Origin of the sequence: Streptomyces caniscabiei, assembly GCF_014930365.1 — a bacterium.
Taxonomy (GTDB): domain Bacteria; phylum Actinomycetota; class Actinomycetes; order Streptomycetales; family Streptomycetaceae; genus Streptomyces; species Streptomyces caniscabiei.
Window position 1 is genome coordinate 152,656 of record NZ_JABXWI010000014.1, and the last position, 26,726, is coordinate 179,381.

The following is a 26,726-nucleotide window of genomic DNA, read 5'->3' on the forward strand; positions in this document are numbered from 1 at the left end:
TCGGCCCTGGTCACGGGCCTGCATTTGTGCGGGCACCCCCCTGTGGTGGCAGCATGGGCCGTGTGACGGCAGCCGTACCCATGGAGATCGAGAAGACCGAGTCGGCGGAGGAGGTCTTCGCCGTACCCGAACCCGACGTGCCGTGGTTGACGATCGTCCACAACGACCCGGTGAACCTGATGAGCTACGTGACGTACGTCTTCCAGACGTACTTCGGGTACTCCAAGGACAAGGCCACCAAGCTCATGCTCGACGTCCACCACAAGGGCCGCGCGGTCGTCTCCAGCGGAACACGCGAGGAGATGGAACGCGACGTGCAGGCCATGCACGGCTACGGCCTGTGGGCCACCCTCCAGCAGGACCGGAAGTAGCGACGCACCTGATGCCAGGACAATTCGAAGCGCTCCCCGGCGGCGGCGCGGCCGTCGCGCTCGACGAGGTCGAGATCTCCATCATCCGCTCGCTGGCGGTGCAGCTCCTGGAGCTGATCGGACCGGGACCGGCGGAGGACGCGGGCGACGACCCGCTCGCCGAACTCTTCGCCGAGGGCCCGAGCGAACCGCCGAAGGACCCCGTCCTGCTCCGGCTGTTCCCGGACGCCTACAGCGACCCCGAGGGCACCCCGACGGCCCGCGAGGCTGAGGAGCAGCGGGCGCACTCCTCGGAGTTCCGCCGCTTCACCGAGAACGACCTGCGGGCCGGCAAGCGCGACCACGCCCTCGCGGTGATCCACTCCCTGGACGCGCTGGCCGCGACCGGTGAGGGCGGCGCCGTGCTCAAGCTGTCGGCGCAGGAGTCCCGGCAGTGGCTCGGCTGCCTCAACGACCTGCGCCTGGCCATCGGCTCCCGGCTCGACGTCGTCGACGAGGAGGACACCGACCTCCTCTACCGCCTCCCGGACGAGGACCCGCGCAAGCCGATGGTGATGGCGTACCTGTGGCTGGGCGGTCTCCAGGACTCGCTCGTCGCGACCTTGATGGCCTGAGCCTCTTCCAGGGCCCCTTCTGTCCCTCTTTCATTCAGTTTCGGGGCCCTCCGGATTCGTCCCGTGTTCGCTCAGAGGACACTCAAATCCGGATAACGATCGTGTCACCGCACCCGCGAGGGATGCCCTCGCGGGTGTTCTTTGTCCGCTTCTCCCTGTGCCGTGCGCCACACGACGTCCGGCCGATCACTGTTGCGGCCGTGTTAAATCTTCCAGACCGCCCGACGGACGCCACCCATGTCCGCTCGGGTGCGCCACCGAGTCGGCCATCGCCGACCAGGCACAGCTCCATCACATCCGGGGGGATCGGAACCCGATCCGGGGTCGACGAACGGCTCGGATCGGCCCAGCGTGGAGAAAGGCGCACCACACAATGACCTCCGCTCAGGTCAGCAAGAACGGCGACGAGGCCGTGCGCGGCGACGCACCCGAAGAGGGGTACGAGCGCGGGCTCGGCAGCCGTCAGGTCCAGATGATCGCGATCGGCGGCGCCATCGGCGTCGGCCTCTTCCTGGGAGCCGGGGCGAACATCGCCAAGGCCGGCCCCAGCCTGATCTTCATGTACGCCCTCGCCGGCGTCATCATCTTCTTCATCATGCGGGCGCTCGGCGAGCTGCTGCTCTACCGCCCGGTCTCGGGCTCCTTCGCGGAGTACTCCCGCGAGTTCCTCGGCCCGTTCTTCGGCTACTTCACCGGCTGGACGTACTGGCTGATGTGGGTCGTCACCGGCATGGCCGAACTCACGGCCGCCGCGATCTACGTCAACTACTGGTGGCCGGACATCCCGCGGTGGGTCACCGCCCTGGTCTTCCTGGTGGTCCTGTTCGCCGCCAACCTGATCTCGGTGAAGATCTTCGGCGAGATCGAGTTCTGGTTCTCGATGGTCAAGGTCACCGCCCTGATCGGCATGATCGTGATCGGCCTCGGCGTCCTCACCTTCGGCTTCAGCGCCGCCGGTGACACCGCCGCCGTCTCCAACCTCTGGGCCTTCGACGGCTTCTTCCCCAAGGGCATCGGCTCCTCCCTGATGACCCTCCAGGGCGTGATGTTCGCCTACCTCGCCGTCGAGCTGGTCGGAGTCACGGCCGGCGAGTCGGAGAACCCGGAGAAGACCCTCCCCAAGGCGATCAACACCCTGCCCTGGCGGATCGCGCTCTTCTACGTCGGTGCCCTCACCGTCATCCTCTGCGTGGTCAAGTGGACCGAGTTCGCGCCCGGCGTGAGCCCCTTCGTCGCCGCCTTCGCCAAGATCGGCATCCCGGCCGGAGCGGCCATCGTCAACTTCGTCGTGCTGACGGCGGCCCTGTCCTCCTGCAACTCGGGCATGTACTCCACCGGCCGTATGCTCCGCACCCTCGCGGACAACGGCGAGGCCCCGCGCGTCTTCAGCAGGCTCTCCTCGACGAAGACCCCGGCGTTCGGCATCACCGTCTCCGTGCTCTTCATGGGCATCGGCGTGATCCTGAACTACATCGTCCCGGAGAAGGCCTTCGGCTACGTCGTCTCCGTCGCCACCGCCGCCGGCATCTGGACCTGGCTGATGATCCTGATCAGCCACGTCCTCTACCGCCGCGCGGTCGACGCCGGCCGCCTGCCCGCCTCCTCCTTCCCGGCCCCCGGCGGCGCGAAGTGCAGCTGGGTCGCCATCGTCTTCCTGCTCTTCGTCACCGGCCTCATCGCCTACGACGCCGACTCCCGCGTCTGCCTCTACGTCATGGCGGGCTGGGCCGCGGCCCTCGGCATCGGCTGGGCCGTGCTGAAGAGCCGCAACCCGGAGGTCACCGAGCGCCGCGACCCGGAGTTCGAGAAGGTCGGCTGACCCGCCCCCCCCAGAAGGGGTCCCAGCATGTGGGCTGTTCCGTACCACCCCCCGGTACGGAACAGCCCTTCTGCTTATCCTGGCGACCATGCTGACCATCACCCAGGCCCTCGTCGACCAGATCGTCGCCCACGCGCGCAAGGACCACCCCGACGAGGCGTGCGGCGTCGTCGCCGGACCGGCCGGCTCGGACCGCCCCGAGCGCTTCATCCCGATGCTGAACGCGGCCATGTCGCCCACGTTCTACGAGTTCGACTCGGGCGACCTGCTCAAGCTCTACCGCGAGATGGACGACCGCGACGAGGAGCCGGTGGTCATCTACCACTCCCACACGGCGACCGAGGCCTACCCCTCCCGCACGGACATCTCCTACGCGAACGAGCCCGGCGCCCACTACGTCCTCGTCTCCACCGCCGACACCGACGGCCTCGGCGACTTCCAGTTCCGCTCGTACCGGATCGTCGAGGGCGAGGTCACCGAGGAGGAGGTGCGCATCGTCGACGCGTACTGAACCGTCGGCGGACCCTGTTCGCGGCTACGGTGGTCGTGCCCATGCGTACGCACGCGCACGCACCCAACGGCCCGTGACGGAGACGGTGTTGACACGACAGACGCGACGACTGCCCGGCCGGCGCCCCACCCTCGACGACGTGGCACGCGGCTCGGGGGTCTCGAAGTCCACCGTCTCGCGGGTGATCAACGGCGAGGACAAGGTGCGCGCGGAGGTCGTCGAACGGGTCCGGGAGGTCATCGACGCACTGGGCTACGTACCGAACTCCGCCGCCCGCCAGCTGGTCACCCGCCGCAACAACGCCATCGCCGTCGTCGCCAGCCAGCCGCAGAACCGCCTCTTCATCGACCCCTTCTTCGACCTCCACCTCCGCGGCATCCGCAAGGAACTGGTGGCCCACGGCGCCCAGCCCGTCCTGCTCTTCCTGGAGGAACCCGAGGAGTACCCGCGGGTCGGCGACTTCCTCGGCGGCGGCCACGTCGACGGCGCCCTGCTCTTCTCCCTGCGCGCCGACGATCCGCTGCCCGGCATGATCGACCGGCTCGGCCTGCCCGCCGTCTTCGGCGGCCGGCCGCTGGTCCGCGACGGCGAGCCCGCGCACGACCGCGTGTACGTCGACGCCGACAACCGGGGCGGCGCCCGCGAGGCCGTCCGCCACCTGGTCGCCCTCGGCCGCGAGCGCGTCGCCACCATCACCGGCCCCGTCGACCAGGAGGCCTCGGCCGTCGACCGCCTGGACGGCTACCGGGACGTCCTGCCGGACGCCTCGCCCCTCCTGGTCGAACACTCCGACTACACCCGGCAGGGCGGCGTCGACGCGATGACCGCGCTCCTCGACCGCTGCCCCGACCTCGACGCCGTCTTCGTCGGCTCCGACCTCATGGCCTCCGGCGCGCTCCAGGTGCTGCGCGAGCGGGGCCGCCGCGTCCCGGACGACGTGGCCGTCGTCGGCTTCGACGACCTCGCGCCCATCGCCGAGCACACCGATCCGCCGCTGACCACCGTCCACCAGGACATCGAGGGCATGGGCCGGCTGATGGCCCGCCTGCTGTTCAGCCCCACCGACGACGGCCCGACGCCCGGCGGGGCGACGGCGCCCGGCCCCCAGTCGTCGGTGGTCACCCCGACGCGACTCGTCGTACGGCGCTCCGCCTGAAGCCGTACGCCAGTCCGCCCGAGCGGGTGACCGTACGGCCGCTGAGGTGCGTCGTCTCGCTCCCCGGCCCGAAACCGTCCGGCATGTGGGATCACACTCCGGGACCCGGACCGGGAATCGATACGATGAGCCCATGGTTCTTGACGACGTGAGCGAGAAGACGCCGGGCGCACTGCTCGTGGCGCGGCTGCACGTCGACCTGTGCAGGCTTGCCAGCGCCATCTGTTGACGCCGACCCCTGCCGCCGTACGGCCGTGAGCCGCGGCGCCCTCACCCGTGTGACCACCGCGCGTCGCGCCGCCGCGCGCCCACCGCCCCGACCACTCCCGACAGGAGCCGCACACCATGGCCATCGAGGTCCGCATCCCCACCATCCTCCGCCAGTACACCGACGGTCAGAAGGCGGTGGAGGGGGCCGGTGCCACCCTCGCCGAGCTGTTCACCGACCTGGAGAGCCGCCACACGGGCATCCACGCCCGCATCGTGGACGGCGGTGAACTGCGCCGCTTCGTCAACGTCTACCTCAACGACGAGGACGTCCGCTTCCTGGAGGGCATCAACACCAAGCTCTCCGACGGCGACAACGTGACGATCCTGCCGGCGGTGGCCGGCGGCATGGCCTGATCACCCATGCGCTACGACTCCCCGCTGGCCGCGGTGGGCAACACCCCTCTGGTGTGCCTGCCGCGGCTGTCGCCGTCCGCCGACGTCCGGATCTGGGCGAAGCTGGAGGACCGCAACCCGACGGGTTCGGTCAAGGACCGGCCCGCCCTGCACATGATCGAACAGGCGGAGAAGGACGGACGGCTGACCCCCGGCTGCACGATCCTGGAGCCCACCTCGGGCAACACGGGCATCTCCCTCGCCATGGCGGCCAAGCTCAAGGGCTACCGCATGGTCTGCGTCATGCCCGAGAACACCTCCCAGGAGCGGCGTGAGCTGCTCGCCATGTGGGGCGCCGAGATCATTCCGTCCCCGGCCGCCGGCGGCTCCAACACGGCCGTACGCGTCGCCAAGGAACTCTCCGCCGAGCACCCCGACTGGGTGATGCTCTACCAGTACGGCAACCCCGACAACGCGGGTGCCCACTACGCCACGACCGGCCCGGAGATCCTCGCGGACCTGCCCTCCATCACGCACTTCGTGGCGGGCCTCGGCACCACCGGCACCCTCATGGGCGTGGGCCGCTACCTCCGCGAGCAGAAGCCGGACGTCAAGATCGTCGCCGCCGAACCGCGCTACGACGACCTCGTGTACGGCCTGCGCAACCTCGACGAGGGGTTCGTGCCGGAGCTCTACGACGCGTCCGTCCTCACCACCCGCTTCTCCGTCGGCTCCGCCGACGCCGTGACGCGCACGCGGGAGCTGCTCCAGCAGGAGGGCATCTTCGCGGGCGTCTCCACGGGGGCCGCGCTGCACGCCGCGATCGGTGTCGGCAACAAGGCGGTCAAGTCCGGCGAGCCGGCCGACATCGTCTTCGTGGTCGCCGACGGCGGCTGGAAGTACCTGTCGACGGGCGTCTACACCGCCGCGACGACGGAAGAGGCCATCGAGACGTTGCAGGGCCAGCTCTGGGCATAGGTCGCGTCATGGCTCGGGGGTGCCTGTCTCGTCGGCGGGTGCGGGTCCGGTGGGGCGTCTCGCGCAGTTCCCCGCGCCCCTGAAGAGCCGGGGCTGCGCCCCGCGCTTTTCAGGCCCGCAGGGCCTGGGTTCTTAGGGGCGCGGGGAACTGCGCGAGCAACCCCCACCCACCCGCACCCGACAACGCACCCTCCTCACGTCCACCCCCGTCGCACGCGTGTGCGCCGTGAAGGCCCACCACCAGCCGAACCGGTGACAGCACAGGTGAGTTCGCCCACAACGGCCCCTGGCGGAGGAGCGACCCACCGTTTTGCGCCTTACGCTCAACGGACCGCACCACTCGTGTTGCACCCATGTCCGTCCTTCGCAACCCCGCCAACTGCAATCCGCAACCCGTCTGCACGTCACGACTGACACGACTGTCACGACTTCACGCCAGCGCGGAGGTTCCAGCTCTCATGAAGCTCACCGTCGTCGGCTGCTCGGGGTCGTTCCCTTCCGCGGAATCGGCCTGCTCGAGCTACCTCGTAGAGGCCGACGGCTTCCGGCTGCTCCTCGACATGGGCAACGGTGCCCTGGGCGAGCTGCAGCGCCACTGCGGTCTCTACGACCTCGACGCGATCTTCCTCAGCCATCTGCACGCCGACCACTGCATCGACATGTGCGCGTACTTCGTCGCACGGTACTACCGGCACGACGGCGGCCGCTGCGACCCCATCCCGGTCTACGGTCCGGAGGGCACCGAGCAGCGCCTGACCACGGCCTACGCCGACACCCCGTCCGCCTCCTCCATGAGCGAGGTCTTCGACTTCCACACGGTCAAGCCGAGCACGTTCGAGATCGGCCCGTTCACCGTCCACACGGAACGGGTCGCGCACCCCGTCGAGGCCTACGGCATCCGGATCGAACACGCCGGCCGGGTCCTGACGTACTCCGGGGACACCGGCGTCACCGACACCCTGGACGAACTGGCCCGCGACGCCGACCTGTTCCTGTGCGAGGCCGCCTTCACGCACGGCAAGGAGAACATCCCGGACCTCCATCTCAACGGCCGCGAGGCCGGTGAGACGGCCGCCCGGGCAGGCGCCCGCCGTCTCGTCCTCACCCATGTCCCGCCGTGGACGGACCCCCAGGTCAACCTGGTCGACGCCCGCGCGGTGTACGACGGCCCGGTGGAGCTGGCGGTGCCCAGGAGGTCGTACGAGATCTGAGGACGCCGTACGCGATCCGAGCAGGTGTACGGATGCGAGCACGTCGTACGAGGAAGGCCCCCGGAGCGGACTCCGGGGGCCTTCCTCGTGCTCGGGGGAGCCGCGGCGGCTACTTGGCCTCCGCCTTCTGCAGCTCCGCCAGCTCCTCGTCCGACTCCCGGCCGGGGGTCGGCAGATTGAAGCGGACGATCGCGAACCGGAAGATCACGTAGTACAGCGCGCCGAAGCACAGGCCCACCAGGAGCAGGGCCCAGGGCTTGGTGGCGATGCCCAGGTTGAGGCCGAAGTCGATCACGCCCGCCGAGAAGCCGAAGCCGTCCTTCATGCCGAGTGCCCAGGTCAGGGCCAGGGAGATGCCGGTGAGCACCGCGTGGATGGCGTACAGGACGGGCGCGATGAACATGAACGTGAACTCGATCGGCTCGGTGACACCGGTGACGAACGAGGTCAGCGCCATGGAGAACATCATGCCGCCGACCACCGCGCGGCGCTCGGGGCGGGCCGCGTGGTAGATCGCGAGACAGACGGCCGGCAGGCCGAACATCATGATCGGGAAGAAGCCGGTCATGAACTGTCCGGCGGTCGGGTCGCCGGCCAGGAAGCGCGCGATGTCACCGCTCTTGCCCTCGTACGAACCGGCCTGGAACCACGGGAAGGAGTTGAGCAGGTGGTGCATGCCGACCGGGATCAGCGCGCGGTTGGCCACACCGAAGATGCCCGCGCCCACCGCGCCGGAGCCGACCAGCCACTCGCCGAAGTGGTGCAGACCCGCACCGAGGACCGGCCAGATGTAACCGAAGACGATGCCGATGAGCAGGCCCGCGAACGCGGCCAGGATGGGCACCAGGCGGCGGCCGCCGAAGAAGCCGGCCCAGTCGGGCAGCTTGGTGCGGTAGAAGCGCTGGTAGAGCAGGGCGACGACCAGGCCCATCACCACACCGCCGAGGACGCCGGCGTTGACGGACGCGTCCACCATGACGACCTTGCCGTCGACGACCGTGCCCACCTGGGGGAGGTTGGAGTCGGTGAAGGTGCCGAGGACCTTCTGGAAGACGAGGTAGCCGACGACCGCGGCGAGGGCGGTCGAACCGTCCGACTTCTTCGCGAAGCCGATCGCGATGCCGACCGCGAACAGCAGCGGCATGTTGTCGAGGATGGCACCGCCGCCGGCGGCCATGAAGCCCGCGAACTTGGTGATGAACCAGGGGAGCGACTCGCTGCCCAGCATGTCCTTGGTGCCGAGCCGGACGAGCAGCGCGGCGGCCGGCAGAACGGCGACCGGCAGCATCAGGCTGCGGCCGATACGCTGCATGACAGCCATCGTGCGGGAGCCCCAGCTGGGGCCCTTGTTGTCTGCGGCCGCGGGAGCGGCGCTGGCCGTGGTCACAACTTCCTCCATGAGAGCAGGGCGCCACCCAGGGACGGGAGTGTGGGGGAGGGCAGCACGGGAGAGGTCTACACCATTCAGTGGTGTAGACCTGTTGTAGCACGGCCGGGGGCGGCCAAGGAACCCGCGATTCCCGTTTTATGCCTTCGTGATGTCACCCCTGCTTCGCCTCCCGTTCGCGCCACCCGACGAGCCCCGCGCTTGGCGGGCACCCCCCGCGTGGTGTAGACCAGTCGCCAACGATTCGCAACGATCCACGCGGTCCATACGGTCCACACGGGTCCAAGCGATCCACCGGATCCACACGGTCATCAGGGAGAAGCGCCATGGCCACCAAGGCTGAGAAGATCGTCGCCGGGCTCGGCGGCCTCGACAACATCGACGAGGTCGAGGGCTGCATCACCCGCCTGCGCACCGAGGTCCACGACGCCTCCCTCGTCGACGAGGCCGCCCTCAAGGCCGCCGGCGCCCACGGCGTCGTCAAGATGGGCACCGCGATCCAGGTCGTCATCGGCACCGACGCCGACCCCATCGCCGCCGAGATCGAGGACATGATGTAGCGCCCCGGTGCGGTGAGGGGGTGTCCCACGACACCCCCTAAGCTCAGCGGCATGTCTCGAATCGACGGCCGCACGCCCGAACAGCTCCGCCCGGTCACCATCGAACGCGGGTGGAGCAAGCACGCCGAGGGCTCCGTCCTCATCTCCTTCGGCGACACCAAGGTCTTCTGCACCGCCTCCGTCACCGAAGGCGTCCCCCGCTGGCGCAAGGGCAGCGGCGAGGGCTGGGTGACCGCCGAGTACTCCATGCTCCCCCGCGCCACCAACACCCGCGGCGACCGGGAGTCCGTACGCGGCAAGATCGGCGGCCGCACCCACGAGATCTCCCGCCTCATCGGCCGCTCCCTGCGCGCCGTCATCGACTACAAGGCGCTCGGCGAGAACACGATCGTCCTCGACTGCGACGTCCTCCAGGCCGACGGCGGCACCCGTACGGCAGCCATCACCGGCGCGTACGTCGCGCTGGCAGACGCCGTCGCCTGGGCCCAGGGCAGGAAGCTGGTCAAGGCCAACCGGCAGCCCCTCACCGGCACCGTCTCGGCCGTCTCCGTCGGCATCGTCGGCGGCGTCCCCCTCCTCGACCTCCGCTACGAGGAGGACGTGAAGGCCGACACCGACATGAACGTCGTCTGCACCGGCGACGGCCGCTTCGTCGAGGTCCAGGGCACCGCCGAGGCCGAGCCGTTCGCCCGCGAGGAGCTCAACTCCCTGCTCGACCTGGCCGTTTCCGGCTGTGACGAACTGGCTGCCCTTCAGCGCAAGGCGCTTGATACGGTCCTCGAAAGGTAAAGAAGGGTAAAGGGCGCACCAAGGGTGCGGCCGCCGGTGGCAACCGCGGCGACCCCGCCCGCGTCCTTGCACATACGGGCGCACGGCACACCACCGTGCGCCCGGCCACACCGCAGTAGCCGTTCGTGCACCACGCAGGGGGCCGTCAGGCCTGCACCCAGTCCATCAGGAGGACCGTTCCATGGCCGCGAGCCGACGACGTCGTATGACCACCATCGCCGGAGCCGTAGCCGCCGTCGCGCTGACGGCCGGGCTCACCACCGGCTGCGACGCCGTGAACAAGGCCCTGGACTGCGTCCAGACCGCCGACGCCATCGCCCAGAGCGTGAACGACCTCCAGCAGGCCGTGCAGACCGCCGCGGACGACCCCACGCAGCTGGAGGAGTCCCTCGCCTCCATCGACAAGAACCTCGACGACATCGGCGACAAGACGGACAACGCCGACGTCAACAAGGCCGTCGACTCGCTCCAGAAGGCCGTCACCGACACCCAGACCGCCGTGGAGAACGGGGACACCACGCCCGACATCAGCGGCATCACCGACGCGGCGGGCGAACTGACGAAGGTCTGCACGTCGTAACGGCCCCACGAGGCCCTGGAGCGGGTGGCGATACTGGTGGGCATGACCCGCCTGATCCTCGCCACCCGCAACGCCGGCAAGCTCACCGAGCTGAAGGCCATCCTCGCCGACGCCGGTCTGACCCACGACCTCGTCGGCGCGGACGCCTACCCGGACATCCCCGACGTCAAGGAAACCGGCGTCACCTTCGCCGAGAACGCGCTGCTGAAGGCGCACGCTCTCGCGCAGGCCACCGGCCTCCCCGCCATCGCCGACGACTCCGGCCTCTGCGTCGACGTCCTGAACGGCGCCCCCGGCATCTTCTCCGCCCGCTGGGCGGGCCGCCACGGGGACGACAAGGCCAACCTGGAACTGCTCCTCGCCCAGCTCGGCGACATCGCCGACGAACACCGCGGCGCCCACTTCAACTGCGCGGCGGCCCTGGCCCTGCCGGACGGCACGGAGCGGGTGGTCGAGGGCCGGCTGAGGGGCGTACTGCGGCATGCGCCGGCAGGCACGAACGGCTTCGGCTACGACCCGATCCTCCAGCCGGACGACGACACCCGCACCTGCGCCCAGCTGACGGCGGAGGAGAAGAACGCGATCAGCCATCGGGGCAAGGCGTTCCGGGGATTGGTGCCGGTGTTGCGGGAGCTGTTGGGCTGAGGCGTGCCCACTGGCAAGGCCCGGCTGCGGAAGTCGCAAGCCGGGCCTTGAAAATGAAGGTGAGTGCGGCCTGAGGGATTCGAACCCTCACGGGATTTCTCCCATCGCGCCCTAAACGCGAGGCGTCTGCCGTTCCGCCAAGGCCGCTGGCTGCTCGTCGTCGAGCATGACGGGCGGCTGCAAGTGTACGGTGATCGGCCCCTATCCTGCGAGTGGCGTTCGCTCTTTCTGTCGGCACCACGTATCTGTCAGCGCGTGGCAGTTCGGGCACAGGTACCGCAGGTTCTCCTGACGGTTGTCGTGCCAGTCCCCGTTGACGTGGTCGATCTGCAAGGTGATGCGACGGCCCAGCCATTCACCAGGGTTGCCGCAACTCGCGCACGCGTACTGCACTCCGACTTCGGTCAGGGCTCGGTGTAGTTGGGCTCTGTTGGACCGTCCGGCGTGTTCGGGCAGAACGACGAGTACACGATGAGCCGTCGGGGCGGGAGCCGGGCTGTCCGGCTTGCCCCAGGCGCGGCGCTTGAAGTGGCTGGTGTCGAGTCCGAGGCGCGCTGCGGCACGCCGCACGCGTCGATGGTTGGTGTCGTTGACCGCCAGATCAAGGCCTCGCATCACATCGGCATAACTTGATGCCTGGGGGATCAGGGTGCGAAGTGCGTCCTCGGGAATCGCCAAACGGGTGTGGGTGAAGTGCTGTGTGTCAACGTCCCGTTCGCGCAACATGCGTAGCAGCGTGGCGCGCGAGCGGCTGTCGTCCGGAACGCCCAATGAGCGCGCCACGCCGCGCACGCTGTGCGATGTGGCTGCGGCTGCTCTCAGTTCCTCGGTGGTGAAGGGTAGGTCCAGCTCCGGGCGGTCGATACCTGGGAAATGGCTGATGTCGATTCCTGCCGCGTCGATGCGGCGTCGGATATGGGACAGCGTGCCGGTGGCCGGAGTGGCGCCCAGCTTGAGTGCTACCTCACGCAGTGAGGAGGACGAGGCGGTGGCTTCGGCGATGGCGGCGTCCGGGTACTTGCGCCACGGGCTGCGCTTGGCGAAATGGCTTGTGTCCAGCCCGTGACTGGCGACCTTTTCCTGCAGTACACGTCGCTGCCCCCCGCTTGTCCGGAGATCGAGCCGCCGCATCAGGTCTGTCCAGTTGCGTGCCTCGGCGACGGCTGGAACGAGTCGCTCCCTGCGGTACGCATCCATGCCCACCCACCCCTCCCGTTCGACTGTTTGATCAGTCCTCGCATGAAGTAACGAACCGCAGACCGGGCAGTCACGTCCGGGATGCGGAACGGCCCGTACCGGATAGTTCCGGTACGGGCCGCGTTCTACGAGGCGCGAGGGAAGACCTCAGATGCCCAGGTCCTTGATGATCTTGGCTACGTGGCCTGTTGCTCGGACGTTGTAGAGGGCGTGTTCGACCTTGCCCTCCTCGTCGACGATGATCGTGGAGCGGATGACGCCCATGTAGGTCTTGCCGTAGTTCTTCTTCTCGCCGAACGCGGCGTAGGCGTCCAGCACCGTCTTCTCGGGGTCGCCGAGAAGGGTGACCTTCAGGGACTCCTTCTCGCGGAACTTGGCGAGTTTCTCGGGCTTGTCGGGGGAGATGCCGATGACGTCGTACCCGGCGTCCGCGAGGAGCTCCAGGTTGTCGGTGAAGTCGCAGGCCTGCTTGGTGCAGCCGGGGGTCAGGGCGGCCGGGTAGAAGTAGACGATGACCTTGCGGCCCTTGTGGTCGGACAGGGACACCTCGTTGCCGTCGGCGTCCGGGAGGGTGAAGGCGGGGGCCACGTCGCCGGGCTGGAGTCGCTCGCTCATCGGTCCAGCGTAATGGCGGGCCCTGGCGGTGCCGCGCCGGGTGGAGCTGACAGACTGTCCGTAACCAAGGGATTTCAGGGACAACCGACTACGGGAGGCCGCGCGGTGGCGGAGAGCTCGGACATCAGGACCCCGGCCGAGATCGAGGCGGACATCAAGCGCCGCCGCGAGACCCTCGCCGAGACGCTCGACGAGATCGGCGTCCGGGTCCATCCCAGGACCATCGTGGGCGACGCGAAGGCCAAGGTCGTCTCCAACATCGACCACACCCTCGGCGCGGCGTACGTCTCGGTCAACCGAGTGGTCGGCGACGTCCGCGGCCAGTTCGTCGACGAGGACGGCGCGCCCCGGGTCGAGCGCATCGTGCCCGTCGCCCTCGCGGTCGTCGCCGTCGTCGGGCTCCTGGCGCTCGGTACTCGGCGTCGTAGGGTCTGACGGGGACAGGTAGGTTCGGGGCGTGAGCGAGAAGACCCAGCACGACAAGTTGCCCATCCGGATGCTGCACGACCGTGTGCTCGTGCGGCAGGACACCGCCGAGGGCGAGCGGCGTTCCGGCGGCGGCATCCTGATCCCCGCGACGGCGGCCGTGGGCCGGCGTCTCGCCTGGGCCGAGGTCGTCGCGGTTGGCCAGAACGTCCGCACCGTCGAGCCCGGCGACCGGGTCCTCTACGACCCGGAGGACCGCGCGGAGGTCGAGGTCCGGGGCGTGGCGTACGTCCTGATGCGTGAGCGCGATCTGCACGCCGTGGCCGCGGACCGCTTCGAGGGGTCGGAGGATTCCACGGGCCTGTATCTGTAGGCATTATCTGTAGGCATTGCTTTCATAGGCGTGAGGGGCTGGTGACCATGGTCACCAGCCCCTCACGGCGTCTGCTTGCTATGTTTGAAGGAACCCGACGAGACGCGCCGTACCGGGTCCGCCAGGAGAGAAAAGACGACGCACCTGTTGATCTCTCATGGAGGTGCTCGTCGTGGCCTGGGTTCTGCTCGTCGTCGCCGGTCTGCTCGAAGTCGGCTGGTCGATCGGGATGAAGTACACCGACGGATTCACCCGCCCGCTGCCCAGTGTGCTGACCGGTGCCGGCATCGTCGCCAGCATGCTGCTGCTGTCCTACGCCGCCCGCACCCTGCCCATCGGCACGGCGTACGGCGTGTGGGTGGGCATCGGGGCGGCCGGGGCGGCGGTGTTCGGCATGGTGTGGCTGGGGGAGCCGGCCACCGCCGCCCGGATCTTCTTCGTCTGTCTGCTGCTCGTGGCCGTGGTGGGACTGAAGGCCACCTCAGGTCACTGAGCGGCCGCGGCTACCCGAAGGGTCCCACCGAGGTGTCGCCCTCCGAGGTCCCTCCGCCCTGTGCCGCTCCTCCGTCGGCCGTGGCTCCGCCGTCCGACGCTCCTCCGTCGGCGGTGGCTCCGCCGTTCGTGGCCCCGCCGTCGGCGGTGGCTCCTCCGTCGGCGGTGGCTCCTCCGTCCGTCGCCGTGCCGCCTGTGGCGGCCGCGCCGCCGTCGGTCGTGGGTGTGCCGCCGTCGGTCGCTCCGCCGTCGGTGCCGCCGCCGTCCGTCGGGTCGCCGGTCTCCTCGCCGCCCGTGGGGTCGCCGGTCTCCTCCTCGTCGCCGGTGGCGCTCGGCTCGTCGGCCGGGGTGCTCGGCGGGGTGATCACGACGTCCGCGCCGACCTGGAGGTCGAGGTCGAACTCCTTGACCTTCTTGCCCTTCAGGGCGGCCTTGGTGAACTGCGCCCAGATCTCGGTGGGCGCCCCACCGCCGTTGATACGGGGCAGGCCCATCGCGCCGTAGAGCGGCTTGTGGGCGCCGGTCTTGGGGTCCTGGCCCATCACGGAGACGACGGTGGCGAGGTCGGGGGTGTAGCCCGCGAACCAGGCCGCCTTGTCCTCCTCGGCGGTGCCTGTCTTGCCGGCGACCGGGTGACCGGATGCCTGCGCGGCGGTGGCGGTGCCGCTCTGCACGACGCTCTGCAGGATGGAGGTGGTGGTGTCGGCGGCCTTGCGGCTGACGGCCTGCGTGGACTCCGTGGTCGGGAGCTTGACGACCTCGCCGTCCTTGCTGATCTTCTCGATCATCGTGTACGTGCCGTGCTTGCCGTGGTTGGCCAGCGTGGCGTACGCCTCCGTCATGTCGAGGATGCTCGCGGTGGCGGTGCCCAGGGCGATGGACGGGTACGGGTTCATGTCCGGGGTGTTCTTGGGCAGTCCGAGGTCGATCGCGGTCTTCTCGACCTTCTCGGGGCCGACGTCCACGGCCATCTGCGCGTACACCGAGTTCACCGAGCTCTGGGTGGCCTGGCGGACGGAGATGTTGCCGTAGTTGACGTAGTCCTCGTTCTCGGGGTCGTAGACCGGGCCGGGCCAGCCCACCACGGGGCGCTTGTTGGTGCCGTCGTAGACGGTGTTCGGGGTGATCGCCTGTCCGCTCTGGGTGTTGGAGGCGTTCTCCACGGCGGAGGTGAACACGAACGGCTTGAAGGTGGAGCCGACCTGGAAGTCGCGGCGGGTCGCGTTGTTGACGTACTGCTTGGTGTAGTCGATGCCGCCGTACATCGCGATGACCTTGCCGGTCTTCGGGTCGATGGAGACACCGCCGGCGCGGACGTAGTTGTCGACCTTGCGGTTCTTCTTGTCGAGCTTGTCCATCAGCTGGTCGTCGACGGCCTTGATGAAGGCGTCCTGCATCTTGGGCTGGATGGTGGTGGTGATGCGGTAGCCACCGCCGTTCTCCAGCGCCTCCTCGTCGATGATCTTGTGGTCGTACAGGTACGACTTGATGGCCTCGACGAGGTAGCCGCGCTGGCCGGAGAAGGCGGTCGAGGTGGTGGCCTGCTTCGGCATCGGGAACTTGGCGCCGGTCCGCTCGGACTGCTTGAGCCAGCCCTCCTTGACCATGCCGTCCAGGACGTAGTTCCAGCGGGCGACCGCCGCGCCCTTGTTCTCGGGGTGGGCGACGACGTCGTACATGCTCGGCGCGTTGACCAGGGCGGCGAGGTAGGCGCCCTGCTCGGCGGTGAGTTCGTCGGCGTCGACGCCGTAGTAGGCCTGGGCGGCGGCCTGGATGCCGTAGGCGTTGCGGCCGAAGAAGCTGGTGTTGAGGTAGCCCTCCAGGATCTCGTCCTTGGTGACCTCGCGGTCCAGCTTGATCGCGATGAAGAACTCCTTCACCTTGCGGGTGACGGTCTGGTCCTGGGCCAGGTAGTAGTTCTTCACGTACTGCTGGGTGATGGTGGAGCCGGACTGCTTGCCCTTGCCGGTCGCGGTGTTCCAGGCCGCGCGGGCCATCGCCTTGAGGTCGATGGCCGGCTCGGAGTAGAAGTCGCGGTCCTCGGCGGCCAGTACGGCCTGCTGGGCGGCCTTGGAGACCTTCGACAGCGGGACGTTCTCGCGGTTGACCTCGCCGTCGCGGGCGATCTGGGTGCCGTCCGCGTACAGGTAGACGTTGGACTGCTTGGTCGCGGCGTCCTGCGGCTTGGGGATGTGGACCATGTTGTAGCCCAGCACGAAGGCGCCGGCGATCAGCATGAGGCCGACCACGAAGGCGCCGAGCACCATGCGCCAGGTGGGGATCAGCCGCCTGAAGCCGGTGCGCTTGGGCCGCTTGGGCTTCTTGCCCTTGCCGCCGCCCGCGGGGGCGGGGGTGATGTCGGGCACGGCGGCGGGCGCGGCGGCGGAGGCCGTCGCGGCGGCGGTCGTGGTGCCCGTCCTGGGGGCGGCCTTGTCGGCGGGGACGACGCCGAGCGCCTGCGTGGGCGTGTCGGCGACGGGCCGCGCGGACGCGGGGGCCGCCGGCTTCCGGGCGGCCGGGGTGATCCCCAGGGTGGTGGTGGGGGTGTCGTCGGCGCCGCCGCCCGCTGCCGCGCCGGGTGTACGGGGGTTGCGGGGGCCGGTGGCCTTGGCGCCGCCGGAGGCCGGGGCGGGGCTGGAGCCCCGGGACCCGGCTTGCTTGCCACCGGCGGCACCGGGAGCACCGGCAGTGCTGGAGGACCCTGCGGCACCGGGAGCACCGGAGGATCCGGCGGCACCGGCACCGGCACCGGCGGCCGCGGCCGCACCGGCGGACCCGGTGATTCCGGCGGCCTTGGCGGCGCGGGCCGCGCGGGCGGCCCTCGCGGCCCGGGCGTCCGGTACGCCGGTCGCCTTGCCGTCGCGTCCGGCGTCAGGAGCGCCGGTGGAGTCACCGCCACGCCCGCTGCCAGGCTGGTCGCCGCGGACTCCGCCGGCCTGACCGTCCCGGGTGCCGGCGGGCTTGCCGCCGGAGGGCGACACGGACTCGCCCTGCGCCGCGCGCCCACCGGCGACACCGGACCTCGCACCGGATGCCGATCCGGGCGGAGTGGAGCCGACCTGGCCCCCGGCCGACCCACCGGGCCGATTGCCGGGCGCTGCCGGGGGCCGGCCGTCCGAACCTGCTCCGGACCGGCTGGCGGAGGCTGCTCCGGGCCCGCCGTCCGACGAGTCCCCGGACCGGGCACCGGGCGCCGCCGCCGAGCGGCCCCCGGACACCCCACCGGGCCGACCGCCCTGCGGCGCGTCGGACGAGGGGGCGGGCTTTCCGCCGGAAGTCGCGTCAGGACGTGCGCCGGAGGTCTCGCCGGGGCGTCCGCCTGACGAGGTGCCGGGGCGTCCGCCCGAAGGCGCGCCGGGCTGTCCGCCGGATGCCGGGCTGGGGCGGCCGCCGGAGGTCTCGCCGGGCCGTCCGCCGGAAGCCGTGCCGGACTGTCCACCGGGCCGTGCGCCGGAGGTCTCGCCGGGGCGTCCACTCAAAGACGTGCCGGGCCGTCCGCCCGAAGCCGTGCCGGACTTTCCGCCGGATGCCGCGCCGGGCCGTGTGCCGGAGGTCTCGCCGGACTGTCCGCCCGAAGCCGTGTCGGGCTGTCCGTCGGTGGGCGCGTCAGGTCGGCTGCCCGGAGTCGGGTCGGGCCCGGGGTCGCCGGTGGGCGTTTTCCTGGCGGCGTCGGCGCCGGACCCCGGAGGTGTGCCCGGAGTGCGTCGCTCCGGGTCTCTCGGTGCCCAGCCCGGGCCGTTCCGCTTCGGCTGCGGCTCGTCGCTCATCGTGCTGCCGTGCTCCTGTTTCCGCGTCGTACGTTCATTTCCGTACGGACTCGTACGCTTTGCGCCCACTCCGGGCCGGTTCTGTGCCCCTGAGTGAAGACTCTCGTACCGTGCGATCCGTTCCCGGATCACGGCACGCGCCCCGTCCGCCTCGCGGTCCGCCCCAAAAACGTGTGGCAGGCCACTCCGGCCGCGGACTAGGCTCCTTCGCTTCGGCCCGAATCGGTCCAGGCCTCGGCCTTTCGCCTAACTCTTCGCAGCGGATGGGGGTTTCCTCGTGGGCACAGGGCGGTTGTACGCCGCCGTCGCCGCCGGTGGTTTCAGGCGGTACGCGACATATCGGGTGGCCACCGCCGCGGGGGTGTTCACCAACACCGTCTTCGGCTTCATCCTCGCATACACCTACCTGGCCCTCTGGCACGAGAAGCCCCACCTCGGCGGCTACGACCAAGGGCAGGCCCTCACCTATGTCTGGGTCGGCCAGGCCATGTTCGCGGTCATGGTGCTGGGAAGCGTCGGCTTCGAGGAGGAGTTGATCGAGCGGATCCGGACGGGCGACATCGCGGTCGACCTGTACCGGCCCGTCGACCTCCAGCTGTGGTGGCTCGCCGCCGACATGGGCCGCGCCCTGTTCCAGCTGCTGGGACGCGGTGTCGTGCCCATGGTGTGCGGCGCGCTCTTCTTCGACCTGACGCTGCCCTCCGGCCCGCTGCCCTGGCTCGCCTGCCTCGTCGCCGTCGCCCTCGGCGCCCTCGTCAGCTTCGCGATCCGTTACATCGTGGCGCTGTGGGCCTTCTGGCTCCTCGACGGCGCCGGAGCGATGCAGATCACCTGGCTCACCGGAGTCTTCTTCTCCGGGATGCTCCTCCCGCTGAACGTCTTCCCCGGCGCGCTCGGCGACCTCGCCCGCGTCCTGCCCTGGTCCGCGCTGCTCCAGGCCCCGGCGGACGTCCTGCTGGGCGAGGCCGACCCGTGGGGGACGTACGCCTTCCAGCTCGCCTGGGCCGCGGCCCTGCTCGGGGTCGGACGGCTGATCCAGTCGGCGGCCACCCGGAAGGTGGTGGTCCAGGGTGGCTGACGTGGACGAGCGCGCCGCCACGGGCGCCGAGCGCGAGAACCCGTTCGCGGAGTACGGGACATACAGCCGCGTCCGGGACGGGCTGCGCGCCTACCGCATGATCGCCGCCATGTGGATCCGCTCCACGATGGCCTACCGCGCCTCCTTCGCCATGACGACCTTCGGGAACTTCGCGGCGACCTCCTTCGACTTCGTCGCGATCCTGCTGATGTTCTCCCAGGTCGACGAGTTGGGCGGGTTCTCCCTGCCCGAGATCGCCCTGCTCTACGGCACCTCCGCCGTCGCCTTCGGACTCGCCGACCTGATGATCGGCTCGATGGACCGGCTGGGGCGGAGGGTACGCGACGGCACGCTCGACACCCTCCTCGTACGCCCGGTGCCGGTGCTCGCCCAGGTCGCCGCCGACAAGTTCGCGCTGCGCCGCCTCGGCCGGATCACCCAGGGGCTGTTCGTCCTCGGCTACGCCCTCGCCACGCTCGACATCGCGTGGACCCCGGCCAAGGTGCTGATGATCCCGCTGATGGTGGGCAGCGGCGGGCTGATCTTCGGCGCGGTGTTCGTCGGGGGCGCGGCCTTCCAGTTCGTCGCGCAGGACGCCTCCGAGGTGCAGAACGCCTTCACGTACGGCGGTGTGACCCTCCTGCAGTACCCGCCGGCCCTCTTCGCCAAGGACCTGGTGCGTGGGGTGACCTTCGTCCTGCCGCTGGCCTTCGTCAACTGGGTGCCCGGACTGTACGTCCTGGGCCGCCCCTACCCCCTCGACCTGCCGGACTGGCTGGCCTTCGCGCCCCCGCTGGTCGGGGTGGTCTGCTGCGCCCTGGCGGGGGTGGCCTGGCGGGCGGGGCTGCGTTCGTATCGGAGTACAGGGAGCTGAGCGTGGCTGACAACGGATTCGTGGCAGACAAAGCATTCGTGACGGACAAAGCATTCGTGACCGACGGCGCGTTCATCGAACTCGACCGTGTCGAGAAGGTCTTCGATGTCCGCAGGAAGGCCGGGTTCCTGCGCCGGGAGCGGCGTGAGGTGCGGGCGGTCGACTCCCTCTCGTTCACGGTGGCGCGCGGCGAGATGGTCGGCTACATCGGGCCGAACGGGGCCGGGAAGTCCACCACCATCAAGATGCTGACGGGGATCCTGACCCCGAGCGGGGGCCGGCTGCGGGTGGCCGGCATCGACCCCTCCCGGGAACGGACGCGGCTGGCCCGGCGGATCGGGGTGGTGTTCGGGCAGCGGACGACCCTGTGGTGGGACCTCCCCCTCATCGACTCGTACGCGCTGATGCACCGCATGTACCGCATCCCCGACGCCCGTTACCGCGAGAATCTCGACCGGTGCGTCGAACTCCTCGAACTGGGCGAGCTGTTGGACGTGCCCGTACGGCAGCTGTCGCTCGGGCAGCGGATGCGCGGGGACATCGCGGCGGCCCTGCTGCACGACCCCGAGGTGCTGTACCTGGACGAGCCGACGATCGGGCTCGACGTCATCAGCAAGGCCAAGGTCCGTGAGTTCCTCAAGGACCTCAACACCGAGCAGGGCACGACCGTGCTGCTCACCACGCACGACCTTCAGGACATCGAGCAGTTGTGCCGCCGGGTGATGGTCATCGACCACGGGCGCCTGATGTACGACGGGCCGCTGACGGGGCTGCACGAGGTGGGCGAGAGCGAGCGGACGCTCGTCGTGGACCTGGAGCGGGAGCTGCCGCCGATCGAGGCCGCGCCCGCCCGGGTCGTACGGGTGGAGGGGCCCCGGCAGTGGCTGGCGTTCCCGGCGTCGGAGTCGGCGGCGCCACTGGTGGCCCGGATCGCGTCCGCGTATCCGCTGGTGGACCTGTCCGTGCGGGAGCCGGACATCGAGGCCGTGATCGCCCAGATGTACGCGCAGCAGGCGGAGCGGGTGGGGGGACGCGTGGGGGGAGAGGCGGGGGAGCCGGGGGCGGTCGTGTCGTAGCCCCCCGTGGGGGGTTCCTCGTACGCTGCTTCGTATGACGGACGACCTGCCGGATCTTCCGGCCGCCGCGGACCTTCGTGCCTCCGACGCCGATCGTGAACGAGTCTCCGAGCAACTGCGGGACGCCCTCGCGGAGGGGCGGCTCGACATGGAGGAGTTCGAGGAGCGGCTGGACGCGACGTACAAGGCGCGGACGTAAGGTGAGTTGGCGCCGATTACCCGGGACCTGCCCGGCGCGGGGGCCGTGGCGCCGCCGGCCGTGGTGCCGCAGCCGCCCGTGTCGTTGGTCAAGGGGCCTGCGGAGAACGCGAGTTGGCCGGAGCGGATCGTCGGGGGCGACGGGTCGTCCACCTGGGGTGTGGCGATCATGTCCGGGTTCGAGCGCAAGGGGCGGTGGACCGTGCCCGAGCGGTTCGACTGCTTCGCGTTCTGGGGCGGCGGCGAACTGGACCTGCGGGACGCGTACTTCGCGGAGCGTGAGGTCACCATCAACTGCGTGGCCATCATGGGCGGGATCAATGTGGTCGTGCCGCCCGGGGTCGAGGTCGTGGTCCGGGGCGTCGGGGTGATGGGCGGATTCGACCACAGCGAGGAGGGCGTGCCGGGGGACCCCGGTGCGCCTCGGGTGATCATCACCGGGTTCGCGTTCTGGGGCGGGGTCGGGGTCGAGCGCAAGGTGCCGAAGGCGGAGCGGCAGCGGCTGAAGGAGGCCCGGCGGCAGGAGCGGCTGGAGCGCCGTGAAACCCGGCGTGAGTTGCATGCGGCCCATCGTGAACAGGTGCATGGGATGCGGCGTGACCGGGACCGGGACCGGGACCGTGAGCGGGAGCGGCGTAGGGGTGGGGAGCGGTAGGCCGTCTGCCGGGTGCGGGTCCGTCGTGGTTGCTCGCGCAGTTCCCCGCGCCCCTGGCGGGGCGCGGGAAGGTCACAGTTCTGCCGGTGCCGACCCCTTCAGCTTCTCCAGGTCGAAGACCTCCGCCATACGGGCGTAGCCCTTGTCGCTGGGGTGCAGGTGGTCGCCCGAGTCGTAGTCGGGGCGGAGGCTGCGGGGGTCGTAGGGGTCGCGCAGGGCCTTGTCGAAGTCGACGTAGGTGTCGAAGACGGTGCCCGAGCGGATGGTGGCGTTGATGGCCTGGCGGACGGACTCGCGCTGGTCGGAGTAGCCGCGGTGGCCGTGGAACGGCATCAGCGTGGCGCCGACGACGCGCAGGCCGCGGGCGTGGGCCTGGTCGACGAGTCGGCGGAGACCGGTGGTGACGGCCTCGGGGTCGGTCCGACCGGGGTTCTTGAGGATGTCGTTGACGCCGAGGTCGATGACGACGGCCCTGACGCCCGTACGGCCGAGCACGTCGCGCTGGAAGCGGTTGAGGCCGCTGGGGTTCTCGGCGGGCCGTCCGTTGCCGTCGGTCAGGACGCGGTTGCCGCTGATGCCCTCGTTGACGACGCTGTAGCGGGGGGTGTCGGAGGAGCCGACGGCCGCGCGGAGCCGTCCGGCGAGGACGTCCGTCCAGCGCCGGTTCTCGCCGACGGTGGAGGTGACGCCGTCGGTGAGCGAGTCACCGAGGACCACGACCGTGCCCGCCGACTCGTTGCTCAGCACGTCCAGCGCGGTGACGTACCGCCAGTGCAGTGACTGTGTGGTGTACGGCCCACCGGTGACGTCCGCGACCTGGTCGCCCTCGGCGGTGTAGGAGATCTGCCGCGCGTGCGCGTGGTAGGTCGCCGGGCCGGAGGGGGTCGGGGAGTAGGTGGTGATCAGTACGTCGCTGTCGTGCGGGATCGGCACCCGTACGGTGTCGCTGACCACCTGTCGGCCGGCGGCGATGACGACCGTCGGGTTGCCGGCGAAGGTGAGGCGGCGCATGGTCTCGGCCGCCGCGGCCGGGGTGTCGCTCGACGCGGCGACGGCGAGCGAGGCGTGACTGATGGTCAGCGGCTGCTGGCCGTAGAGGTTGGACAGGGTGACGCGGGCACTCGTTCCGGCGGCGGTCGTGTGCACCACGTTGCGCACCGAGCGGCCGGCGAGGCCGTCCCGCTCGGTACCCGGCTCCGACCCGCTCGGCGAGGCGGCCCAGGCGCCGACCCACACGCCGGTGGAGGCGGGGGCGGCGCTGTTGTGGGGCGCGCGGGCGAAGGTCTCCTGCCGCGGGGTGCCGTCGTCGATGCCGACGCCGACGTATATCGCGGCCGAGACGGCCACGATCAGGGCGGCCATGGCCGCCAGAAGTGCATAACCGTGCTGCCTGGTCATGCGGTGTGCTACTCCTCGGGCTGTGGAGCCCCGAGGCTCCGATGTGATCACCCCATGATGCGTCATGGGGTGGGGGTCGCTTACGAGAACCCCCATCGGTTCCCCCGCCCGGACAGACGCGGGGAACTCCTGTTCCGTTCCGGGAGTACGTCATGGAGTGGGTCACGTCACCGAGCGGTGAAGAGATGAGGAAGCGGACAATGTGTACGGGGGACAGGGAACGGGTGGAGTGAATGGACCGTACGGACCGTACGAAAGTGGAAGAAGCGCAGCCCGAGGCGGCGGTGAACGCCGGGGCGCGTGCCTCGCACCGCACCATGACCACCTTCAGCGCCGCCGACGAGGAGAAGCAGCGCGGCGTCCGGCAGATGAAGCTCATCGCGGCCGGGCTGCTGCTCTTCGTGGCGCTGGTCTACGTGCTGGCCAAGTGGGCCTCGCACGAAGGTGCGGGTGCCTGGGCGGGCTATGTCGCGGCGGCGGCCGAGGCGGGCATGGTCGGCGCGCTGGCCGACTGGTTCGCGGTGACCGCGCTGTTCCGGCATCCGCTCGGGCTGCCCATCCCGCACACCGCGATCATCCCCACCAAGAAGGACCAACTGGGCGTGTCGCTCGGTGAGTTCGTCGGCGAGAACTTCCTCTCCCAGGATGTCGTACGGCAGCGGCTGCGGGCCGTCGGCATCGGCAGCCGGCTCGGCTCGTGGCTCGCCGAGCCGCAGAACGCCGACCGGGTGACGGCCGAGCTGGCGACCGCGCTCAGGGGCGCGCTGACCGTGCTGCGCGACTCCGACGTCCAGGCCGTGGTCGGGGAGGCGATCACCCGGCGGGCGAACGCCCAGGAGATCGCGCCCGGTATCGGCAAGATGCTGGAGCGGGTCGTCACCGACGGCGGTCACCGGCGGGTCGTCGACCTGATCTGCACCCGCGCCCACGACTGGCTGGTCCTGCACGACACCCAGGTCATGGACGCCGTCGAGGGCGGCGCCCCCGGCTGGACCCCCCGGTTCGTGGACCGCAAGGTCGGCGAGCGGGTCTACAAGGAACTGCTCCGCTTCGCCACCGAGATGCGCGACTCGCCCACGCACCCGGCGCGCGGCGCCCTCGACCGCTTCCTCACCGACTTCGCCACCGACCTCCAGTCCGACACGGAGACCCGGGCGCGGGTGGAGCGGCTGAAGGGCGAGGTGCTGGGCCGGGGCGAGGTCCAGGACCTGATCGCCTCCGCCTGGACGGCCGTACGGTCGATGATCGTGTCCGCCGCCGAGGACGAGCGCAGCGAGCTGCGGCTGCGGGTCCGCGCGTCCCTGCTGTCGCTGGGGACCCGGATGGCCACCGAGCCGAACGCGCAGGCCAAGGTGGACAGGTGGGTCGAGGGCGCGGCCGTGCACGTCGTCACCACCTACCGCGCCGAGATCACCTCCCTCATCACCGAGACCGTCGCCGGCTGGGACGCCGAGCACACGACGAAGAAGATCGAGGCCAACATCGGCCGTGACCTGCAGTTCATCCGCATCAACGGCACGGTGGTCGGTTCGCTCGCCGGGCTGGTGATCTACACGGTGTCGCGGGCGCTGGGGGCGTAGGGCGCGTTGGCCGTTCGGGGCGCGTGGCGGTCGTAGGGGTGTGGGCAATTCGGGGCCGTTCGGCTGCTGTTCGGCTGCGGTGGCGGCGGTCGGGCGTGATCGCTGCTCGGGAGGGCACTCGGGTCGGGTTCGCTCGAAGTGGAGGGAGCCCCAGCCCATGTCCGTCACAGCCCCGAAGTCACCGGGTGTGATCACCACCGCCGTACCGGCGCGCCTGGACCGTCTGCCCTGGTCGCGCTGGCACTGGACGATCGTGATCGGCCTCGGCACCGTATGGATCCTCGACGGTCTGGAAGTGACCGTCGTCGGCAACATCGCGGGCCGGCTCTCCGAGGAGGGAAGCGGGCTGCCGATCTCGTCCGCGCAGGTCACGGGCATAGCGGCCGCCCTGTATGTCGCCGGCGCCTGTGCGGGCGCCCTTTTCTTCGGGCACATGACCGACCGGTTCGGCCGCAAGAAGCTGTTCATGGTGACGCTGGTGCTCTATCTGGCGGCGACCGCGCTGACCGCCGTCTCCTTCTCCACCTGGTGGTTCTTCCTCTTCCGCTTCCTCACCGGCTTCGGCATCGGCGGCGAGTACGCGGCCATCAACTCCGCGATCGACGAGCTGATCCCCTCCAAGTACCGGGGCCGCGTCGACATCGTCATCAACGGCAGCTTCTGGCTCGGCGCGATCGGCGGCTCGCTGCTGTCGATCGTCGCCCTGAACACCGACCTGTTCCCGGCGAACGTCGGCTGGCGGCTGACCTTCGCCCTCGGTGTGGTGCTGGGCCTGGTGATCCTGCTGGTGCGCCGGAACGTCCCCGAGAGCCCCCGCTGGCTGCTGATCCACGGCCGCGAGCAGGAGGCCGAACGGCTGGTCGCGGAGGTGGAGGAGCAGGTCGAGCAGGAGAAGGGGCGCCCGCTGCCCGCGGCCGACCGGGAGATGACCATCCATCAGCGGGGCAGCGTCGGCTTCGGTCTGATCGCCCGTACGGTCTTCTCCCGCTACCGCCGCCGCGCCGTCCTCGGCTTCTCCCTCTTCATCGGACAGGCGTTCCTCTACAACGCGATCACCTTCGGCTTCGGCGCGATCCTCACCACGTTCTACGACGTCCCGACCTCCGACACCGGCTACTACTTCGCCGTCATCGCGGCCGGGAACCTCATGGGCCCGCTGCTGCTCGGCAAGCTGTTCGACACGGTCGGCCGCCGGATCATGATCTCGGGGACCTATCTGCTGTCCGGTGTGCTGCTCTTCGGCACGGCCTGGCTCTTCGGCCGGGGTTCGCTCGACCAGGTGACCCTGACGGCGTGCTGGTGCGTGGTGCTGTTCTTCGCCTCGGCCGGGGCGAGCAGCGCCTATCTCACCGTCTCCGAGGTCTTCCCGATGGAGACCCGGGCCATGGCCATCGCCTTCTTCTACGCCATCGGCACGGCGGCCGGCGGTATCAGCGGGCCGCTGATCTTCGCCGAGCTGACGGAGTCCGGCGTCGTCTCCGACACGGTCCTCGCCTTCCAGATCGGCGCGGGGCTGATGTGCGCGGCTGGGCTGGTGGCGGCGTTCCTCGCGGTGCGGGCGGAGCGGAGGTCGTTGGAGGACATCGCGGAGCCGTTGTCGGCGCGTGGCTCCGCCTAGGGGGCGGGTTGGGTTGTGCGTCGGCTGCGGCGCTGTGGGGGCTGGTCGCGCAGTTCCCCGCGCCCCTTTGGGGCGCGGCTTCGGTCGGGGTCTTCTGGGTATGCGGGGGGCGGTCTGAGTATCCGTACTCTGTCGGCTCGGCGGGCGTGCGGGAA

General features: G+C 70.1%; 26 protein-coding genes, 1 tRNA gene, 1 pseudogene and 1 riboswitch. Of the genes and pseudogenes, 22 read left to right on the forward strand and 6 right to left on the reverse strand.

Annotation, left to right across the window (positions count from 1 at the left end; all coding sequences use genetic code 11):
• Positions 1-53 precede the first annotated feature (53 nt).
• The 9 genes from clpS (at position 54) to HW837_RS34315 (ending at position 7,263) form a co-directional block, all read left to right on the forward strand.
• Positions 54-371, forward strand: a complete 318-nt coding sequence (gene clpS / locus HW837_RS34280; protein ID WP_045560661.1) for an ATP-dependent Clp protease adapter ClpS — start codon at positions 54-56, stop codon at positions 369-371.
• Between the two features lie 11 nt (positions 372-382).
• On the forward strand, positions 383-985 hold the full coding sequence (locus tag HW837_RS34285; protein WP_045560660.1) for a DUF2017 domain-containing protein: 603 nt from the start codon (positions 383-385) through the stop codon (positions 983-985).
• Positions 986-1,358: 373 nt separating this feature from the next.
• The gene (locus tag HW837_RS34290; protein ID WP_045560659.1) at positions 1,359-2,804 is read left to right on the forward strand and encodes an amino acid permease; all 1,446 of its coding nucleotides are present in this window, start codon (positions 1,359-1,361) and stop codon (positions 2,802-2,804) included.
• 88 nt (positions 2,805-2,892) lie between these two features.
• A complete protein-coding gene (locus HW837_RS34295; protein WP_045560658.1) occupies positions 2,893-3,315 on the forward strand; it encodes a M67 family metallopeptidase in 423 nt (140 codons plus the stop codon).
• A gap of 88 nt (positions 3,316-3,403) precedes the next feature.
• A complete protein-coding gene (locus HW837_RS34300; protein ID WP_045560657.1) occupies positions 3,404-4,471 on the forward strand; it encodes a LacI family DNA-binding transcriptional regulator in 1,068 nt (355 codons plus the stop codon).
• A 133-nt stretch (positions 4,472-4,604) separates the two neighbouring features.
• Positions 4,605-4,700 carry a putative leader peptide gene (locus tag HW837_RS50115; RefSeq protein ID WP_309474684.1) on the forward strand — a complete coding sequence of 32 codons (96 nt, stop codon included), beginning with the start codon at positions 4,605-4,607 and terminating at the stop codon, positions 4,698-4,700.
• 116 nt (positions 4,701-4,816) lie between these two features.
• Positions 4,817-5,095: a MoaD/ThiS family protein gene (locus HW837_RS34305; RefSeq protein WP_013003250.1), complete on the forward strand. Its 279-nt coding sequence runs from the start codon at positions 4,817-4,819 to the stop codon at positions 5,093-5,095.
• A gap of 6 nt (positions 5,096-5,101) precedes the next feature.
• Positions 5,102-6,052 (forward strand): PLP-dependent cysteine synthase family protein, encoded by a 951-nt coding sequence (locus HW837_RS34310; protein WP_045560656.1) that lies wholly within the window; start codon positions 5,102-5,104, stop codon positions 6,050-6,052.
• A gap of 458 nt (positions 6,053-6,510) precedes the next feature.
• On the forward strand, positions 6,511-7,263 hold the full coding sequence (locus HW837_RS34315; protein ID WP_045560655.1) for an MBL fold metallo-hydrolase: 753 nt from the start codon (positions 6,511-6,513) through the stop codon (positions 7,261-7,263).
• A 109-nt stretch (positions 7,264-7,372) separates the two neighbouring features.
• On the opposite strand, the gene HW837_RS34320 is transcribed toward HW837_RS34315, so the two are convergent.
• The gene (locus tag HW837_RS34320) at positions 7,373-8,650 is read right to left on the reverse strand and encodes a PTS transporter subunit EIIC (protein ID WP_045560654.1); all 1,278 of its coding nucleotides are present in this window, start codon (positions 8,648-8,650) and stop codon (positions 7,373-7,375) included.
• 326 nt (positions 8,651-8,976) lie between these two features.
• On the opposite strand from HW837_RS34320, the gene HW837_RS34325 reads away from it, so the two are divergent.
• The 4 genes from HW837_RS34325 to rdgB all read left to right on the forward strand — a co-directional run bounded on the left by HW837_RS34325 (position 8,977) and on the right by rdgB (position 11,224).
• Positions 8,977-9,210, forward strand: coding sequence for a PTS sugar transporter subunit IIB (locus HW837_RS34325; RefSeq protein ID WP_045560653.1), 234 nt, complete (start codon positions 8,977-8,979; stop codon positions 9,208-9,210).
• 51 nt (positions 9,211-9,261) lie between these two features.
• The gene (gene rph, locus HW837_RS34330) at positions 9,262-9,999 is read left to right on the forward strand and encodes a ribonuclease PH (protein WP_045560652.1); all 738 of its coding nucleotides are present in this window, start codon (positions 9,262-9,264) and stop codon (positions 9,997-9,999) included.
• Positions 10,000-10,180: 181 nt separating this feature from the next.
• Complete coding sequence (locus HW837_RS34335; RefSeq protein WP_045560651.1) at positions 10,181-10,579, forward strand: hypothetical protein; 399 nt, start codon at positions 10,181-10,183, stop codon at positions 10,577-10,579.
• Between the two features lie 42 nt (positions 10,580-10,621).
• Entirely contained in the window at positions 10,622-11,224 is a 603-nt protein-coding gene (gene rdgB, locus HW837_RS34340) for an RdgB/HAM1 family non-canonical purine NTP pyrophosphatase (RefSeq protein WP_045560767.1), read from the forward strand.
• 64 nt (positions 11,225-11,288) lie between these two features.
• Here rdgB and HW837_RS34345 read toward each other — a convergent pair.
• The 3 genes from HW837_RS34345 to bcp all read right to left on the reverse strand — a co-directional run bounded on the left by HW837_RS34345 (position 11,289) and on the right by bcp (position 13,036).
• Positions 11,289-11,371: transfer RNA gene (locus HW837_RS34345), tRNA-Leu, on the reverse strand.
• 54 nt (positions 11,372-11,425) lie between these two features.
• Positions 11,426-12,421 carry an HNH endonuclease signature motif containing protein gene (locus HW837_RS34350; protein ID WP_177262083.1) on the reverse strand — a complete coding sequence of 332 codons (996 nt, stop codon included), beginning with the start codon at positions 12,419-12,421 and terminating at the stop codon, positions 11,426-11,428.
• Positions 12,422-12,568: 147 nt separating this feature from the next.
• Entirely contained in the window at positions 12,569-13,036 is a 468-nt protein-coding gene (gene bcp, locus HW837_RS34355) for a thioredoxin-dependent thiol peroxidase (RefSeq protein WP_045560649.1), read from the reverse strand.
• Positions 13,037-13,141: 105 nt separating this feature from the next.
• On the opposite strand from bcp, the gene HW837_RS34360 reads away from it, so the two are divergent.
• The 3 genes from HW837_RS34360 (at position 13,142) to HW837_RS34370 (ending at position 14,328) form a co-directional block, all read left to right on the forward strand.
• Positions 13,142-13,471 carry a DUF3618 domain-containing protein gene (locus HW837_RS34360; protein WP_193381137.1) on the forward strand — a complete coding sequence of 110 codons (330 nt, stop codon included), beginning with the start codon at positions 13,142-13,144 and terminating at the stop codon, positions 13,469-13,471.
• 22 nt (positions 13,472-13,493) lie between these two features.
• Entirely contained in the window at positions 13,494-13,835 is a 342-nt protein-coding gene (locus HW837_RS34365; RefSeq protein ID WP_033525031.1) for a GroES family chaperonin, read from the forward strand.
• A 69-nt stretch (positions 13,836-13,904) separates the two neighbouring features.
• Positions 13,905-13,980: riboswitch (guanidine-III (ykkC-III) riboswitch) on the forward strand.
• A 27-nt stretch (positions 13,981-14,007) separates the two neighbouring features.
• Complete coding sequence (locus HW837_RS34370; protein ID WP_045560647.1) at positions 14,008-14,328, forward strand: DMT family transporter; 321 nt, start codon at positions 14,008-14,010, stop codon at positions 14,326-14,328.
• Positions 14,329-14,338: 10 nt separating this feature from the next.
• On the opposite strand, the gene HW837_RS34375 is transcribed toward HW837_RS34370, so the two are convergent.
• A complete protein-coding gene (locus HW837_RS34375; RefSeq protein ID WP_237314250.1) occupies positions 14,339-16,693 on the reverse strand; it encodes a transglycosylase domain-containing protein in 2,355 nt (784 codons plus the stop codon).
• A gap of 1,678 nt (positions 16,694-18,371) precedes the next feature.
• On the opposite strand from HW837_RS34375, the gene HW837_RS34380 reads away from it, so the two are divergent.
• From HW837_RS34380 to HW837_RS34395, 4 genes and pseudogenes are all read left to right on the forward strand, one after another.
• The gene (locus tag HW837_RS34380) at positions 18,372-19,172 is read left to right on the forward strand and encodes an ABC transporter permease (protein WP_093791513.1); all 801 of its coding nucleotides are present in this window, start codon (positions 18,372-18,374) and stop codon (positions 19,170-19,172) included.
• Positions 19,165-20,046 (forward strand): ABC transporter permease, encoded by an 882-nt coding sequence (locus tag HW837_RS34385; RefSeq protein ID WP_045560645.1) that lies wholly within the window; start codon positions 19,165-19,167, stop codon positions 20,044-20,046. The genes HW837_RS34380 and HW837_RS34385 overlap by 8 nt, the downstream gene beginning before the upstream one ends.
• 56 nt (positions 20,047-20,102) lie before the next feature.
• Positions 20,103-21,122 carry an ABC transporter ATP-binding protein gene (locus tag HW837_RS34390; protein ID WP_060884544.1) on the forward strand — a complete coding sequence of 340 codons (1,020 nt, stop codon included), beginning with the start codon at positions 20,103-20,105 and terminating at the stop codon, positions 21,120-21,122.
• A gap of 34 nt (positions 21,123-21,156) precedes the next feature.
• A pseudogene (locus tag HW837_RS34395) lies at positions 21,157-21,975 on the forward strand (DUF1707 SHOCT-like domain-containing protein).
• A 72-nt stretch (positions 21,976-22,047) separates the two neighbouring features.
• On the opposite strand, the gene HW837_RS34400 reads toward HW837_RS34395, so the two are convergent.
• The gene (locus HW837_RS34400) at positions 22,048-23,373 is read right to left on the reverse strand and encodes an SGNH/GDSL hydrolase family protein (protein WP_193381135.1); all 1,326 of its coding nucleotides are present in this window, start codon (positions 23,371-23,373) and stop codon (positions 22,048-22,050) included.
• 233 nt (positions 23,374-23,606) lie between these two features.
• Here HW837_RS34400 and HW837_RS34405 point away from each other — a divergent pair, with 233 nt between their 5' ends.
• Complete coding sequence (locus tag HW837_RS34405; protein WP_193381134.1) at positions 23,607-24,953, forward strand: DUF445 domain-containing protein; 1,347 nt, start codon at positions 23,607-23,609, stop codon at positions 24,951-24,953.
• A 157-nt stretch (positions 24,954-25,110) separates the two neighbouring features.
• The gene (locus tag HW837_RS34410) at positions 25,111-26,571 is read left to right on the forward strand and encodes an MFS transporter (protein WP_045560640.1); all 1,461 of its coding nucleotides are present in this window, start codon (positions 25,111-25,113) and stop codon (positions 26,569-26,571) included.
• Positions 26,572-26,726 lie beyond the last annotated feature (155 nt).

What these genes read in the sequence shown, in the direction of transcription:
- clpS (WP_045560661.1), top strand. Translation starts at nt 54, where the DNA reads ATGGGCCGTGTGACGGCAGCCGTACCCATGGAGATCGAGAAGACCGAG.
- HW837_RS34285 (WP_045560660.1), top strand. Translation starts at nt 383, where the DNA reads ATGCCAGGACAATTCGAAGCGCTCCCCGGCGGCGGCGCGGCCGTCGCG.
- HW837_RS34290 (WP_045560659.1), top strand. Translation starts at nt 1,359, where the DNA reads ATGACCTCCGCTCAGGTCAGCAAGAACGGCGACGAGGCCGTGCGCGGC.
- HW837_RS34295 (WP_045560658.1), top strand. Translation starts at nt 2,893, where the DNA reads ATGCTGACCATCACCCAGGCCCTCGTCGACCAGATCGTCGCCCACGCG.
- HW837_RS50115 (WP_309474684.1), top strand. Translation starts at nt 4,605, where the DNA reads ATGGTTCTTGACGACGTGAGCGAGAAGACGCCGGGCGCACTGCTCGTG.
- HW837_RS34305 (WP_013003250.1), top strand. Translation starts at nt 4,817, where the DNA reads ATGGCCATCGAGGTCCGCATCCCCACCATCCTCCGCCAGTACACCGAC.
- HW837_RS34310 (WP_045560656.1), top strand. Translation starts at nt 5,102, where the DNA reads ATGCGCTACGACTCCCCGCTGGCCGCGGTGGGCAACACCCCTCTGGTG.
- HW837_RS34315 (WP_045560655.1), top strand. Translation starts at nt 6,511, where the DNA reads ATGAAGCTCACCGTCGTCGGCTGCTCGGGGTCGTTCCCTTCCGCGGAA.
- HW837_RS34325 (WP_045560653.1), top strand. Translation starts at nt 8,977, where the DNA reads ATGGCCACCAAGGCTGAGAAGATCGTCGCCGGGCTCGGCGGCCTCGAC.
- rph (WP_045560652.1), top strand. Translation starts at nt 9,262, where the DNA reads ATGTCTCGAATCGACGGCCGCACGCCCGAACAGCTCCGCCCGGTCACC.
- HW837_RS34335 (WP_045560651.1), top strand. Translation starts at nt 10,181, where the DNA reads ATGGCCGCGAGCCGACGACGTCGTATGACCACCATCGCCGGAGCCGTA.
- rdgB (WP_045560767.1), top strand. Translation starts at nt 10,622, where the DNA reads ATGACCCGCCTGATCCTCGCCACCCGCAACGCCGGCAAGCTCACCGAG.
- HW837_RS34350 (WP_177262083.1), bottom strand. Translation starts at nt 12,421, where the DNA reads ATGGATGCGTACCGCAGGGAGCGACTCGTTCCAGCCGTCGCCGAGGCA.
- bcp (WP_045560649.1), bottom strand. Translation starts at nt 13,036, where the DNA reads ATGAGCGAGCGACTCCAGCCCGGCGACGTGGCCCCCGCCTTCACCCTC.
- HW837_RS34400 (WP_193381135.1), bottom strand. Translation starts at nt 23,373, where the DNA reads ATGACCAGGCAGCACGGTTATGCACTTCTGGCGGCCATGGCCGCCCTG.
- HW837_RS34405 (WP_193381134.1), top strand. Translation starts at nt 23,607, where the DNA reads ATGGACCGTACGGACCGTACGAAAGTGGAAGAAGCGCAGCCCGAGGCG.
- HW837_RS34410 (WP_045560640.1), top strand. Translation starts at nt 25,111, where the DNA reads ATGTCCGTCACAGCCCCGAAGTCACCGGGTGTGATCACCACCGCCGTA.